We start from the raw sequence: 14,657 nt of genomic DNA, 5'->3' as shown, positions 1-14,657 counted from the left end.
ATTGACGCGTCATGCTGAACTTGTTTCGGGATGACGGTATTAAAAAACGCCGCAGTCGCGAGGAGCGATTGCGGCGTTTTGTTTTACATGGTCGGTGCTTTTTCCTACAACACTTTTTTCAAAGCTTCTTCGCCGCACCATTTTTTGATTTTTTCTTCAAGTTCTTTAATGCGGCGGTCGGCATCTTCTTTTGTGTAGAGCTTCATATTCAGAAGTCCTTTTTCATCATAGCAGGCAAGAAGGTCTTCCCGTTCAAGCTCGGCTGCACAGAAATCAACATAGTCCAGAATCAGCTTTTTTACTTCTGCAAAATCTGTGCGGGCAGCTTCATCAAGGCCTGTCTTTAATTCAGCGCAGATTTTGAAGGCATACAAATCTTTTACAAAGCCCTGACAATATGGTTTCATAGTCGGATCCTTGCAGACTGCAAAAATAATGTTCAATGCCCATTCACAATAGGCCGGAGTGCTTTCTGTTTTATTCCAGAAATAAGTTTCTGCAGAATATACGAACTCCTTGTTGAAAGGAAGACAAAGCGACTGCGAGTTATTATGCTGCGCCTTGAGCTGGGCTTCTATGCCGTTTTCAAAACCTTCAAGTTTTGCAAGAATACTTTCGCGCAGCATGTTTGAGTGTGCGCTCGGAAGCTTTGCAATATGTTCGCGGGCTTTTTCGTATTCCTTTCGTTGTATATAAAGCCAGGAAAGGGCAAAGTGAGTCTTTTCAACACAGTTGCTGTCCTTGCAGTATCTGATTACCTGAACTGATTTCTTCAGGGCTTCATCAAAATATTTATCAAAGGTTTCGTTCATACCCTTTTTGTATTCGCCGAAGTTTTCTATGTTACGGCTAAGATTTGCAACACTCTGCACAAAGTTCATATAGATTTCAAAGTTCAGAGGATTTGCCTCACATTCAGAAAGAAGATATTCGCAGGATTCCAGCGCACCCTTTCTTTTATCAATCTGACTGCGAAGTTCGCGGAATTTTTCATGCACCTTTGCTGCTGCAAGATCATCGTAATTTCCCTGCTCAAGTCCAAAAATCGCATCTGTTGAGATATTAAGGACTTTTGCAAGCGGAACAATCTGTGCTGTATCTGGCAATCCTGCGTCACTTTCCCATTTGCTGACCGCCTGAGATGTTACAAACAACTGTCCTGCCAGTTCTTCCTGAGTAAGACCAAGCTGCTTTCTGTAATATTTGATGTTGTTTCCAATTGAGTTTTTCATTTTTTTATCTCCTTAGGGGCACTTATCTTTTGAGTGCCTTTAATTCCGCGCGGTAATTGTATACTATCAGAAGATGGTGAAAAATCCTAACAATTTATTTTTGGAAAACTCTCAACGTAGAGTTGGATAATCAGTAAACATGCATGGAAATATTATTGTAACATTCCCCGTTTTTTGATAATATCTAAGAAAATTTATACGGAGTAACCAATGCTAACTGGTCGTCATTTAATTCAGCCGGATGATCTTTCGGTTTCTGAAATCGAAGAAATTTGTTCTTTGGCTGAACAGATTATTGTTGATCCTAAATCATTTCAAGACGTGTGTCGCGGGAAAATTCTTGCGACACTTTTTTTTGAGCCGAGTACTAGAACCCGACTTTCTTTCGAAGCTGCTATGCTTAGACTTGGCGGTTCAGTTGAAGGCTTTTCTGATGCCGACAATACTTCGACAGTAAAGGGAGAAACTCTTGCCGACACAATCCGCGTAGTTTCAAGCTATGCCGATGTAATTGCAATGCGTACTCCAAAAGAGGGTGCAGCGCTGCTTGCAAGCAAGTATTCTGCATGCCCGATTATCAATGCCGGGGACGGTGGACACTATCACCCGACACAAACCCTTACCGACCTTGTAACAATCCGTCAGTTGCTTGGTGGCCTTGAAAATCATACAGTCGGCTTCTGCGGCGACCTTAAGTTTGGACGTACAGTTCACTCACTTGCCGAAGCACTCCGTCACTTTAAGGGAAATAAATACATCTTCATCAGTCCAAAGGAGCTCAGCGTTCCGGACTATCTGATTACAAACGTTCTTGAGCCGGCCGGCGTTCAGTATGAAATTGTTGAGAGCCTCGACGCCGTAATCGACCAGCTCGACGTGCTTTACATGACCCGCGTTCAAAAGGAGCGCTTCTTCAACGAACAGGATTATATCCGTCTTAAGGACAGCTACATTCTTGATTCAGAGAAAATGAAGCTTGCACGCAAGAATATGATCGTTCTTCATCCACTTCCTCGCGTAAACGAAATTACACCAGAAGTTGATAACGACCCACGCGCCGCTTACTTTAAGCAGGTTAAGTACGGTATGTACGCAAGAATGGCTTTGATTGCGAAGATAACTGGAGCTATTGATTAAGGAGGAGGGGAAAATGTTGAACGTAAATACAATTAAAAACGGACTTGTTATAGATCACATTCATGCCGGTTCTGGCTGGGAAATCTACCAGTGGCTCGGACTCGATAAAGCTCCTTTTACATCCTGCCTCATTCAGAATGTTTCTTCTGAAAAGTCTGGCAAAAAGGATATCATCAAAATCGATAATATTATCAATATTGATTATTCAGTGCTCGGTTTTATTGATCCGGATATCTGCGTAAACGTAATTGAAAACGAAAAAATCGTACGCAAAATCAACATGGAACTTCCAAGTCGTGTACAGGGTGTTTTCAAATGCAAGAATCCACGCTGTATTACACAGACTGAGCATTATGTAAAACCAACTTTTATTCTTACAGATAAATCAAAAGGTGTTTACCGCTGCGAATATTGCGATACATTATATTTGGCTGGTGGCAAGAATAAATAAGGAAAAAATATGAGCAGAGTAGTTTTAATTTATAATGCGCGTCTTCTGGACGAAAGTATGGACACTCCAGGTGCTGTTCTTGTAATGGACGGAAAGATTCGTTCTGTATTTCAGGGCTATTACACCAATTCAGAGACTCTCGAAAAAATGGCACACTCAGTACTTGCCGAAGACGGAGTTGATGAAAAGACTTCAATCGAACTCCATAATGCGCATGGACTTACTCTGACTCCTGCTTTTATTGATATGCATGTACATCTGCGTTATCCGGGACAAACTCAGAAAGAGGATTTGACCTCCGGACTTCACGCAGCTGCTGCTGGTGGTTACGGTACCATCGTTGCAATGCCAAATACAAATCCTGTTGTTTCTTCTATTGAAATGGCAATGAAGATTGAGCGGGAAGCTGCAGCAATCGGGCTTACACATCTTTTTCAGACAGTAAGTCTTACAAAGAATTTTGGAGGCACAGATACTTCTCATCTTGATTTTGTAGAAAAACAATATGTTCCGGTAATTACCGAAGATGGCCGTGATGTTCCAACTTCTGGTGTTATGCTTGAAGCAATGACTAAGGCTGGTGAAAAAGGTCTGATTGTAAGCTGTCACAGTGAAGATATGACTCTCGGTCCACTGGCAAAACCATTCCGTGCAGAAGCTCTTGAAATTATGAAGGGCGTTGGTCTTTCTGCATGGGGAACCGGCGATGAAGATTTTGATGCTGATGACGAAGCAAATGCTGAAGCTTTGGACCGCATTGATTTAGCTTTGACTAAAGCAAACGAAATCCTTGCCCTTGCTGAAGATGTAGCAACAGTTCGTAACATCATGCTTGCAAAAGAGGCTGACTGCCATGTTCATATTGCTCACGTAAGTACTGCAGTTTCTATCAATGCAGTTCGTGAAGCAAAGAATGAACTTTATGATGAAGAAATGGATTATAACGCAGACGAAGCAGATGCTGCATATCAGGCATTTGAAGACGGCGAAAAGTTTGCTCCAACTACAAGAACCGAAAAAGGCTTTTCTGTTTCCTGTGAAGTAACACCACATCATCTTGCTCTTTGTGGAACAGATGAACCATATATCAGAGCTCTTGTAAATCCACCATTGCGCAGCGAGGATGACCGCGTTGCTGTACTTGAAGCACTCCGCGATGGAACTGTTGATGTAATTTCTACTGATCATGCTCCTCATACGCTGGATGATAAAGCTGCAGGTGCTCCTGGTTTCACTGGTCTTGAAACTGCTTACGGCGTATGTAACAGCGTTCTCGTAAAAGACAATCAGTTTAATCCACGCCGCTTAAGTCAGTTGATGTCGGCTGCTCCGGCTCGTCTGCTTGGACTTCATAAGGGACTTTTGAGAGCCGGCTACGATGCAGACCTCACAATTGTAGATCCGGATGAAGAATGGACAGTAGACAGTTCTAAATTCTACAGTAAAGGAAAGGCAACTCCATTTGAAGGCCGTACACTTACTGGTAAGGTAAAATATCTCTTTATAGATGGCCGACTGGTGTTTGAAAGTTAATCTTTGCTTTTTTAATTTCAATATGTAACAAATTGCTATGCATCAGGTGTTATAATAGTAAATAGCTATTAAAAAAGGTGCACAACATGATTGTTTTTTTACTGTTACTTATTGTTGAACTGGTTCTCTTTTTTCTTGTAAAGAAAAGTCTGAAAAAAAAGAATGTTAAAAAGAGTTGTCGGGTTCTTTTTGTTTTTTCTTTTATAATAATATTTATTCTGACTATTTTCTTTGCAATTTTTCCACCTGCAAAACAAATTTCTGTAACAGGAAAATATCAGTTTTCCTCGACTGATTATTGGGTAACTGAAAATCAGGTTGATCCATATTTGAATGATGGAAGTCTGCGTCAGCTTCAGGTTAGAAAATGGCAGCCTCTTGAATGCAGTGAAAATCATCCTGTTGTAATTGCGACTCATGGTTCAGGCGGAACTGTGGATAATAACGGTACATTTTATAAAGAACTCGCCAGTCATGGATATACAGTACTTGCTGTTGTGCATCCGGGCCAGGCTTCCAGCATGGTTTATGAAGATGGAAGAAAAACGGGTTTGAGTAAAGAGTTTCTAAAACAGTCATCTTCAATTGACCCGGATAAAGACTGGAAAACTACATATAAAGTCTTTTCAGAATGGATGAGAATCAGAAAAGCAGATTTGAATGCAGTTATGGATGACTACATGGAAAAGAATGGTCCTGTTAATTTTATTATGTTCGGCCATTCTCTTGGTGGTTCTGCAGCATATGCTATGGCTCGTTCAAGAACTGATGTTATTGGGGCTATTGCACTTGAGTCTCCTTTTATGGCAGATGTTTATGAAAACTCGGAAGGTGAAATTGTTTTTGATGACAGCGATTATACTGTTCCTCTTTTGAATGTATATTCTGATTCAAGTTATCCGATTTTGAAGCAAAGAAAAGATTACAAAAATAATGCAAAGTTCTTAGAAAGCAATAATCCTTTGTATACAAATATTTATTATGAAGGGACTGTTCACATGGGGCTTTGCGATATTTCTTTGATTTCTCCAGTTTTGACAACACTGCTCAGTGGCAAACGCCAGAAAGTTAATGCATACGAGCACATTCAAAAAATGAATGCAGATTGTTTAAATTGGATTCAGATGATAGAATAAAAAATGAAAAAGTTACAGCTTTGAATGCCGACGGCCGGTCTGGACTGGAGCGGTATATTGAGCGCACATCTGGACGGATAGAGGGGTGAAAGATTGAAAGTTGAAGAGTTTTGGAATGCTGTGATTCTTCAGAACAGAGAAAAACTTCCATCTTTTTTTACAGATGATGCGGTTATCAGATGGCATTGTACTAATGAGCAGTTTTCTGTTTTGGAATATGTTCGGGTGAATTGTGATTATCCTGGAAAATGGAAAGGTGAAATTGAACGTATTGAAAAAGCAGGCGAGACAATAATTCTTGCAGGTCATGTTGTTTCTGCTGATGATGGATCTTCTTTTCATGTAGTGAGTTTTATAAAATTGAAAAATGATAAAATTGCAGAGTTAGATGAATACTGGGCTGATGACGGCGAACCTCCGGAGTGGAGAAGGGGTTTTTAAGGGGAGACCCCTTTGTCGATAAGAGCGGGGGAAGGCTTCCCCCTCCTTTTTTTGTCTTCATTTTTACTTCAAAACTTTAATAAAAATTAACGAAATTCGGGCTGAATTTGGGTTTTACTACTTTTCATAGAAACGCGGTTTGTGGTATATTTATACCTTGGAAATGCATAATTATGCAGAATGATGTCTAAATGCAGATTTTGTGTTTGCCGAGGAGTAAATAGAAATGAAAAATGCTTACGTAAACCGTGTATGGGAAGAAGTAAAAGCAAAGAACGCTAACGAACCTGAATTCCTTCAGGCAGTTGAGGAAGTTTTGACAACTCTCGATCCAGTAGTTGCAAAAATGCCAGAGCTTGAGCCAAACGCAATTCTCGAAAGACTTGTAGAGCCAGAGCGCGTTATTCAGTTCAGAGTACCTTGGATGGACGACAAAGGTAAGTATCACGTAAACCGTGGATTCCGCGTACAGTACAACAGTGCAATTGGACCTTACAAAGGAGGTCTCCGCTTCTCTAAGGAAGTAAACCTTTCTGTACTTAAGTTCCTTGGATTTGAACAGGTTCTTAAGAACTCTCTTACAACTCTCCCAATGGGTGGTGGAAAGGGTGGTTCTGACTTCGATCCACATGGAAAATCAGATAAAGAAGTTATGCGTTTCTGTCAGTCTTTCATGACTGAGCTTTATCGCCACATTGGTGCTGATACAGACGTTCCAGCTGGTGATAAGAACGTTGGTGGTCGCGAAATTGGTTACCTCTTTGGTCAGTACAAGAGAATCCGCGACGAGTACACTGGAGTTCTCACAGGTAAGGGACTTTCATTCGGTGGTTCTTTGATTCGTACAGAAGCTACAGGTTATGGTCTTATCTACTTTGCTCAGGAAATGCTCAAGAAAGTTGGCGACAACTTCGAAGGAAAAGTATGTTCAGTTTCAGGTTCAGGAAACGTTGCTCAGTACGCTGCTGAAAAGCTTATTCAACTTGGTGCTAAGGTTGTTACACTTTCTGATTCTGACGGATATATCTATGATGAAGAAGGTATTACACAGAAGAAACTTGACTGGGTTAAGAAGCTCAAGGGTGAAAAACGCGGTCGTATTTCTGAATATGTTAAGAAGTTCCCTAACGCTAAGTACTATGCTGGAAAGAAGGTATGGGAAGTTAAGGTTGACTGTGCATTCCCATGTGCTACTCAGAACGAACTTCTTGGTGAAGATGCAGAAAAGCTCTTGAAGAACGGTGTAAAGCTTGTTGCTGAAGGTGCTAACATGCCATCTAACATCGATGCTGTAAACAAGTTCCTCGCTGCTAAGATTCTTTACGCTCCAGGAAAGGCTTCTAACGCTGGTGGTGTTGCTACATCTGGTCTCGAAATGTCTCAGAACAGCGAACGCCTCGCTTGGTCTGCTGAAGAAGTTGACGAGAAGCTCCACAACATCATGATTAACATCCACAACAACGCTTACGATACAGCTGTTAAGTTTGGTGCTAAGGAAGGCAACTGGGTTAACTACGTTGCTGGCGCTAATATTGCTGGTTTCGTTAAGGTTGCTAATGCAATGGTTGCACAGGGTCTTGTTTAATCCGTTTTCAGACTGACAGGCTGGCGCCTGCAGTCTAAAACTTTTAATGGCACGACACGCTTCGCGTGCGTGCAAAAACAGATTCAAACTGACAGCCTTCGGCTGCAGTTTAATCCATAAGAAAGAGTCCGTTTCCGGGCTCTTTTTTTTGAGGCTTGATAATGCAATTCCAAGCCTCAAAACGAATGAGTCAAGGCTTTAAGCGAAGCGTGCCTTGATCATTCGTATTTTCTTTTCCTCAGTGTCTGTTCTGTGAAGCCAGCGCTGGAGAGGCGGTCTTGAGTGGTACGGACTTTTTCTGCCGGGATTTCTTTGATTGCTACTCGGGTTATGCCTTTGCTGGCAGAAGTCTGGAGAACTATGTTCTTAAAACCGGCGCGGAAAAGCTTGCGGGCAAATTCTTTTGCATTTTCTTTTGAGCTGAATGCGCCGAGCTGGATGTCCCAGTAGGTTCCAGGGGCGAGGTTGGCAGGTTTCTTTGGAGAGGCTGTGGTTTTCGAGCTGGCCGAGTTTGCGGCTGTTGCCAAACTGTTGCCGCCACCTAGTTTTGCCATAATTTTAGATGCCGAAGCTGCGGTCTGCTGACTTAGTTTTGTGTTTGCTCCTTTTTTTACTATTTCAAGTTTTACTTTTGTGGTGCCGCTGCCTATCATTCCGAGTTTTATTGCTGCGGCTTTTGAGAGGTCTATTTCACGGGAAGCGACGAAGGGGCCGCGGTCGTTTACACGGACATCAACTGTTTTTCCATTTGCAAGATTAGTAACTCTAAGAATTGTTCCAAAGGGCAAAGATTTATGTGCGCAGGTGTAATCGTTCATATTAAAGCGCTCTCCGTTTGAGGTTCTTTTACCATGAAAATCTTCTGCGTAATAAGAGGCTGTTACGCCGGTTTTGTATATTTCGGCGGATACAGTTTCTGGCCGTGTTAGAATCATTAGTGTAAAAAAGGAGATCAAAATAAAAAATCTGCGCATACTACAATATCGGCAAAATTTCGGCATAAGGAGAAAAAATTTGACAGAACAGACTGGTGGGAGGATAATTATAGTAGAAACTTTCAATAAAATGAGGCTGTCGGATATTGACGGCCTCAGAGGAGATTAAATGAGAAATACAAGCATTATTAGAAAATTTTTGAGTATTCTTCTGGCTTTGGCTCTTGTTGGTTTATTTGCAAGTTGTAAGAAAGATGCTGATGATGATTCCTACAAAATTGTATATGCTGGAATATCATTTGGTGAAGATGGCACGAAAGCTGATATTGATGCATTTATTGTTGCATGCGGATTAGTATCAGATACTGATTATACATTAAGTGGTACAACATTGACATTTACTGATGCAGGGTTTGCAAAATTTCTTGCTACAGTGACAGTTACATATCAAAGTCCTGAACCTTATGTTGCATTCGTTTGTTATAAAGGTCAGGCATTAATGCCTGTTACTCAAGATGATATTGATGAATTTATTGCATATGGATTTATTGAAGGAACAGATTATACATATGCAGGAAATAACCAGATAATCATCCTTACCGATGCCGGCTATCAAAAAGGTGAACAGCTTGGCATTTAAGCAAAGATAAATAAGGAGTTTTATCGAAAACGGTTCTCAGTTTGAAGGGAACCGTTATTTTTTTAATCCAGCGCCTGCAGCTCAATTGCGATTTCTTCCATTTCGCGGTCGGTCATTGCAATTGTTTCAGCTACGCGAAAAAGCTCTCGTCTTACGCTGTCCGGCACCTTTGCACTGTTTTTGTATCGCAGCTGATGTTCAAGGCTTGCCCAAAAGTCCATCGCGATTGTACGCAGTTGAATTTCTACACGGACATTATGTTCTGTCTTTGAAAGGTAAACGGGAATCTCCATTACAAGGTGAAGGCTTCGGTAACCGGATTCTTTTGGATTTTCGATATAATCGTTCTGTACGATAAGCTTAAGGTCTGGCTGCTTGAGAAGCATGTCTCGCACTGTGTAAATGTCGGAAATATAAGGACAGATAACACGAACTCCAGCAATATCGTTGAGATTTTTCATCATGGAATCAAAACTGATGTCGAAGCCCTTTTTTTCAAGTTTTTTTGCAATGCTTTCCGGACTTTTCAAGCGGCTTTTTACTGTGCTGATAGGGTTACGTGTTCTGTTTACGCTGCTTTCCTTATTAAGAATGTCGAGTTTTGTTTCAATCTGTTTAATTGCGCTTTCATAAATCATCATAATCTGCTGAAACTGGAAGGCCATCTTATAAAAATCGCCAGAAACAGCCATGTTATTCATCAATGACGGCGGAAGCGCTGTCGCCTCATCAATTATCGTTTCTTCAAGAATTTCGTCGCTCATAATTGTTACTCAAAAATTTTGTCTCTATATATAAAATATACTAACAAGAGAAAGGTTTCGGCAAATGAAAAAAAACATCCGTTGCTCGTAAAATGCGTTTGTGATATTCTCTTAATACTATGAAAAAAGCAGTTGGAATTTTTGTTAATTTTATAAAGAAGGAGCCTGTGCTTTTTGCGGCTCTGCTGCTGGCGGTGATTTCTGTTTGTGTAATTCGGCCGGCGCCTATTGTCTGCTATCAGGCTATTGATTTTCGAACGATTGCGATTCTTTTTTCTTTGATGATTGTAATTAAGGCGTTCCAGAGTCAGAACTTTCTGGATGTGATTGCAGCAAGACTTTTGCGTCTTTGTAAGACCCGTCGCTCTCTTTATTTTCTTTTGACTTATCTTGTATTTTTCAGTTCGATGTTTGTAACAAACGATGTTGCACTTTTGACCTTTGTGCCGATTTCACTGTTGATTTTTAAGCGCATAAATCTTTCGTCGCTGCATCTGATTGTGCTGGAAACTCTGGCGGCAAATCTTGGTTCGTGCATTACTCCGATGGGAAATCCTCAGAATCTTTTTCTGTTTTCGTATTACGGATTTTCAGCGCTAGAGTTTTTTGCTTTGACAGCAAAGATTGCGGTACCGTCGCTTTTTATTCTTGCTGTGATTATTATCTTTTTGACTCGCAGGAAGGTTGCTGCGCATGGAGGATTTGAAGAGCCTCATGAATTATCTGGTAACGCACTGCAGACTCAGAGGGCAAGTCTTAAGGTTGATTTCCGCACTTTCTTTTATTTTACAGATTTTATCCTTTGTCTTTTGACAGTTTTCCATGTTGTGAATTATCTGATTATGCTGGGCATTACGGTTGTTGTGATGGCGGTTTGCAACTGGAGACTTTTCAAGAAGGTTGATTACAGTCTGCTTTTGACTTTTGCGGGCTTCTTTATTTTTACTAAGACTATTTCTACGGTGCCGGCGTTTTCTAATTTTATTCAGTCGCTTTTGTCATCTCCGCTTAAGACTTATATTACGGGAATTGCAGCTAGTCAGGTTATAAGTAATGTTCCTGCTGCTCTGCTTTTGAGTGGCTTTACACAGAATGGTGCGATGCTGCTGCTCGCTGTAAACGTAGGTGGCCTTGGAACTCTGATTGCATCTATGGCGAGTGTGATTTCGTTTAAGCTGTATACAGCAGAACAGCACGACAATTACTTTGCAGTATTTACTGCGTATAATGTCGTGCTGCTGGTGATCTTAGGCGTAATTGTTTATCTTATCTAAATCTGAACCACTTGAAGTCGAAGTTGCTGCCAGGGAGGAAAACAAAACTGATTTTCTGTGAGCCTGTTACTGGTGCAATTTCAAACGTCTTTTCCTCATAATCATCTGTATGTGTAAACTCGATTACCTGAGTTGATGTTGTACCGTCTGCGCTAAAGAACTTGATGTTGATTGTATTGTTCTCGGTGTTTGACTTTCCGCAGATTGTGATTGAGGTGGCTGATTTGTCTCCAAAATCCATATTCGCAAAATCAAGATTTACGTTGTTTCCGATTTTCTCTACTGCGATATCGGTCTTTGTGAATGAGTCACCGGCGATTAAGTCTGCATCGAGGGCTGCCAGTTTTGCAAAAGCCTTTTGTGACTTTTCAAAATAAAAGCCATGCAGATAGAGATCATAGTCAAAGGCAATTGTGATTGTGTGAACTCCGAACAGTCGGCGATCCAGTGTAAACACATTTTCTGAATATGTGTTGTAGATCGATTCGTGTTTGTAGGTGAAGCGGCCGAGGAGTTTTGAGGTGTCGGGATTTGTGCCGGTGCCATCCCAGATTTCAATAGGGAACTCTGTTGAGAAACTGAAAATAGGAAGATGAATAGTGTCGGCGCCATCTGCACCAAAATCAACCTTATCAAAACTAACCCAGGTTGCGCCGCACTTACGGTTTGAGATTCCGCTTTCGAGAGACATTTCCGGTTTTGATTTGTTGTTTGTGTCGTCATACTTATCGAAGCGACAGGCTTCTATGAGTGTGTAAGGATTTCGCTTCTGAGTTCCGATGCCGCTTACGATGAACGGCAGGTCGCTGATTACTTCGTCATACTCTGTGTTATTGCGGGCGGTACAGCGGAGAATACATTCACCGTCGCCGGCAGCACGGATGAGGCCATCACACACCTCAATATTATCACTCGCAACGCATTCCTTGAGTACCGGATTCCATTTTATTTCTTTGATGCTTGCATTTTCCGGGAGAACTTTTGCAGTTACGTGAACTTCGCGGTGTGTGGCATCGAGTTTTGCTGAGCCGTCTGCAATCAGTTCAATTTTTCGGGTCGGGATAAAATCCTTTTCCGGGCGGATTGCAAAATATGGTGCAGCTTCCTTCCATTCTTTGCCGTCAAACTTGAGGGAAACATTCTGAAGTCCAGTGCTGGCTGCTGTGATTACAAAACTTGAGTTGTTGTTTTTTGAGCGGACAATTGCAATCAGTCTGTTTGCAAAAAGTCTTCTTGTCTGGCTTCGGCCGGTTGCACTAACGTATTCCTCATAATCTGTTGAGTCACCATTATCCATGCCAACAAGTTCTGCATCTCCTGCGACGTTGAACGTAATGTAGTTACGTGCGTTTTCTACAAGTGTGCCGTCCTTGTCTGCGAGCATAATCTGAATAAAGTGGAGGGATCCAGATTTTCCGCTTTCATCTTCTGTTTCCGGATTCAAAATGATTTTAGCGGGATCTCCAAAAGATTTTTTTACATCTTCTGCAATTGCGTTTCCATCTTTATCATAAGCAACAGCTTTGATTTCGCCTTTGTGATATTCTACAATCCAGTGACCAAACGGTTCTGCACCGTCTTTGTGATTTATGTTCTGGCGGCCGAGTGAGGTTCCGTTAAAGAAAAGTTCAACGCTTTCACCGTTTGTGTAGGCTTTTACATCAATCATCTGACCTTCATTCCAGTCCCAGTAAGGGAGAAGATGAACGAAAGGTTTTGTATTGTTGCCGGCCCATTCAGATTTGAAAAGATAGAAGGTGTCTTTAGGGAAGCCTGCGGTATCAATCTGACCGAAGAAAGAAGATTTTGTGTGATACGGAGTAGGTTCACCAATGTAGTCCCAGCCTGTCCAGATATACTGGCCTGCGCTGAACGGACAGTCGCGGTCATTTGCAATTACAGTCTGTGTGTTTGCGCAGCCCCATGGAGTTGTACAGTTTCCAAGAGTTGAACACTGGCCGTCGCTGAAGGTAACGAGCTTAAGCGAATCAGGGAAGTGATAGATTCCACGGCTCTGTACAGTTGAGCCAGTTTCACTTCCATAAATCTTCCAGTCAGGATTTTTCTGATGATGTTCGTTGTAGAGGCGCTCAAGATAGTTGTAACCGACTGTATCGATTTCACCAGCACAATTCTGTGCGCCTTCTGTCATCATATAATTTGAAGCAATTGTAATCTGGGCATTTTTGTTCGGGTCATTTTTCTGAACACAGGCGTAGAGTCGCTTTGTGATTTCAAAACCGTTGCCCATGTGAGTATCATAAATCTCATTTCCAACTGACCACATGATAAGGCTCGGGTGATTACGGTCGCGGCGTACCCAGTTTGTAACATCGCGTTTACACCATTCGTTGAAATAGTTTCCGAAATCAAAAGTGGTCTTCGGTTTTTCCCACATATCAAAAATCTCATCATCAACAAGAAGTCCCATTTCGTCACATAGGTCCATCCAGGCAGATGGCGGCGGATTATGAGAACAGCGCACAGAGTTTACACCCATTTCCTTGAGTTTTCTGAACTGACGACGGAGTGCATCAATATGAAAAGCAGCTCCAAGTGCGCCCTGATCATGATGCTGACAGGCACCGTAAATTTTCTGATGTCGGCCATTTAAGAAAAAGCCTTTGTCTGCTGTGAATTCTGCAAATTTAAAACCACAATGCTGCTGAATCTCATCAATTACAACATTGTTTTTATCCATAAGTTTTGTAGTCAGTGTGTAAAAGAAAGGTGCTTCGAGTTCCCAGAGAACAGGCTGTTCAACAACGAGTTCTTCCTGTGCTCGGGAAATTGAAGTGGTTGCAAGAGAAGGCACATTCTGATGCAGACAGTCAGATTCTTCTTCACGAACAGGTACTGGCGACAACGGGAATTCAGTTTTTGCATAAACAGTTCCATCTGGAGTAGAAATAATATTTTCTATTTTATGTCCGCTGATTGCACCTGAAACTTCAACTGAGATTTTGATATTCCATTCGCCATCAAGATTTGCTGAATCGGCCGGAATTGCAGTGAAATAAACTCCGTCTGTCGGAAGATAAACTCGATCTGTATTTATAAAATAAACGTCACGGATAATTCCAGCACCGGAATACCAGCGTGTGTTACAGTTCTGGTAAACTGCAATCACGAGAACTTCATTTTCGCCTTCATGAACTAATGAAGAAATATCAAACTCAAAAGTAGAGTAGCCGTACTTCCATTCACCGGCCTTTTTTCCGTTTACCCATACAGCGCTGTTCATATAAACAGCCTCAAAACGGATTGCGCAATGACGGCCATTTATTTCTTTTGCAGTAAGTGAAAAACTCTTTTTATAGAAGCCTACGCTGTTTTTATACAGTTCATTTACATGATGAATCTGCCAGTCGTGAGGCACGCGCACCGGTATAAAACTTTGCGTAGCAGCTGAATCATAAAACTGGTCCGGAGTAAAGAGAACAGGTTTTCCATCCTTATACATTGAAGCTTCATCTAAAGCAAGTTCGGCAAACTGCCAGCCATCATTGAATAATTTCTTCATAATGTT

At 41.5% G+C, this 14,657-nt stretch carries 12 protein-coding genes; 8 read left to right on the top strand and 4 right to left on the bottom strand.

Going from position 1 to position 14,657, the window contains the following annotated elements:
* Positions 1–104: 104 nt before the first annotated feature.
* Positions 105–1,232 (bottom strand): helix-turn-helix transcriptional regulator, encoded by a 1,128-nt coding sequence (locus tag AABJ44_RS12365; RefSeq protein WP_338369353.1) that lies wholly within the window; start codon positions 1,230–1,232, stop codon positions 105–107.
* A 210-nt stretch (positions 1,233–1,442) separates the two neighbouring features.
* Here AABJ44_RS12365 and pyrB point away from each other — a divergent pair, with 210 nt between their 5' ends.
* The 6 genes from pyrB to gdhA all read left to right on the top strand — a co-directional run bounded on the left by pyrB (position 1,443) and on the right by gdhA (position 7,515).
* Positions 1,443–2,369 (top strand): aspartate carbamoyltransferase, encoded by a 927-nt coding sequence (pyrB, locus tag AABJ44_RS12360; RefSeq protein WP_074642056.1) that lies wholly within the window; start codon positions 1,443–1,445, stop codon positions 2,367–2,369.
* A 13-nt stretch (positions 2,370–2,382) separates the two neighbouring features.
* Positions 2,383–2,820 (top strand): aspartate carbamoyltransferase regulatory subunit, encoded by a 438-nt coding sequence (locus AABJ44_RS12355; RefSeq protein WP_074642057.1) that lies wholly within the window; start codon positions 2,383–2,385, stop codon positions 2,818–2,820.
* 9 nt (positions 2,821–2,829) lie between these two features.
* The gene (locus tag AABJ44_RS12350; protein WP_338369350.1) at positions 2,830–4,353 is read left to right on the top strand and encodes a dihydroorotase; all 1,524 of its coding nucleotides are present in this window, start codon (positions 2,830–2,832) and stop codon (positions 4,351–4,353) included.
* Positions 4,354–4,439: 86 nt separating this feature from the next.
* Positions 4,440–5,489, top strand: a complete 1,050-nt coding sequence (locus tag AABJ44_RS12345) for an alpha/beta fold hydrolase (RefSeq protein ID WP_338369349.1) — start codon at positions 4,440–4,442, stop codon at positions 5,487–5,489.
* Between the two features lie 93 nt (positions 5,490–5,582).
* On the top strand, positions 5,583–5,930 hold the full coding sequence (locus AABJ44_RS12340; RefSeq protein WP_074642063.1) for a nuclear transport factor 2-like protein: 348 nt from the start codon (positions 5,583–5,585) through the stop codon (positions 5,928–5,930).
* Between the two features lie 226 nt (positions 5,931–6,156).
* A complete protein-coding gene (gene gdhA, locus AABJ44_RS12335; RefSeq protein WP_338369348.1) occupies positions 6,157–7,515 on the top strand; it encodes an NADP-specific glutamate dehydrogenase in 1,359 nt (452 codons plus the stop codon).
* A gap of 218 nt (positions 7,516–7,733) precedes the next feature.
* Here the strand turns inward: gdhA and AABJ44_RS12330 are convergent, their stop codons facing one another.
* Positions 7,734–8,450 (bottom strand): septal ring lytic transglycosylase RlpA family protein, encoded by a 717-nt coding sequence (locus AABJ44_RS12330; protein ID WP_338369347.1) that lies wholly within the window; start codon positions 8,448–8,450, stop codon positions 7,734–7,736.
* A 169-nt stretch (positions 8,451–8,619) separates the two neighbouring features.
* Between AABJ44_RS12330 and AABJ44_RS12325 the strand changes: the two genes are divergently transcribed.
* The gene (locus AABJ44_RS12325; protein WP_338369346.1) at positions 8,620–9,090 is read left to right on the top strand and encodes a hypothetical protein; all 471 of its coding nucleotides are present in this window, start codon (positions 8,620–8,622) and stop codon (positions 9,088–9,090) included.
* A gap of 62 nt (positions 9,091–9,152) precedes the next feature.
* Here AABJ44_RS12325 and AABJ44_RS12320 read toward each other — a convergent pair whose 3' ends face one another.
* Positions 9,153–9,854, bottom strand: a complete 702-nt coding sequence (locus AABJ44_RS12320) for a GTP pyrophosphokinase (protein ID WP_338369345.1) — start codon at positions 9,852–9,854, stop codon at positions 9,153–9,155.
* 119 nt (positions 9,855–9,973) lie between these two features.
* Here AABJ44_RS12320 and AABJ44_RS12315 point away from each other — a divergent pair, with 119 nt between their 5' ends.
* A complete protein-coding gene (locus AABJ44_RS12315; RefSeq protein ID WP_338369344.1) occupies positions 9,974–11,128 on the top strand; it encodes an SLC13 family permease in 1,155 nt (384 codons plus the stop codon).
* Here AABJ44_RS12315 and AABJ44_RS12310 read toward each other — a convergent pair.
* Positions 11,121–14,651 (bottom strand): glycoside hydrolase family 2 TIM barrel-domain containing protein, encoded by a 3,531-nt coding sequence (locus tag AABJ44_RS12310; protein WP_338369343.1) that lies wholly within the window; start codon positions 14,649–14,651, stop codon positions 11,121–11,123. The genes AABJ44_RS12315 and AABJ44_RS12310 overlap by 8 nt on opposite strands.
* Between the last annotated feature and the right edge of the window lie 6 nt (positions 14,652–14,657).

Origin of the sequence: Treponema bryantii (genome assembly GCF_036492245.1) — a bacterium.
Classification (GTDB): domain Bacteria; phylum Spirochaetota; class Spirochaetia; order Treponematales; family Treponemataceae; genus Treponema_D; species Treponema_D bryantii_C.
The sequence above is the reverse complement of the archived record's forward strand: the minus strand, read 5'-3'. Positions and strand labels throughout refer to the sequence as shown.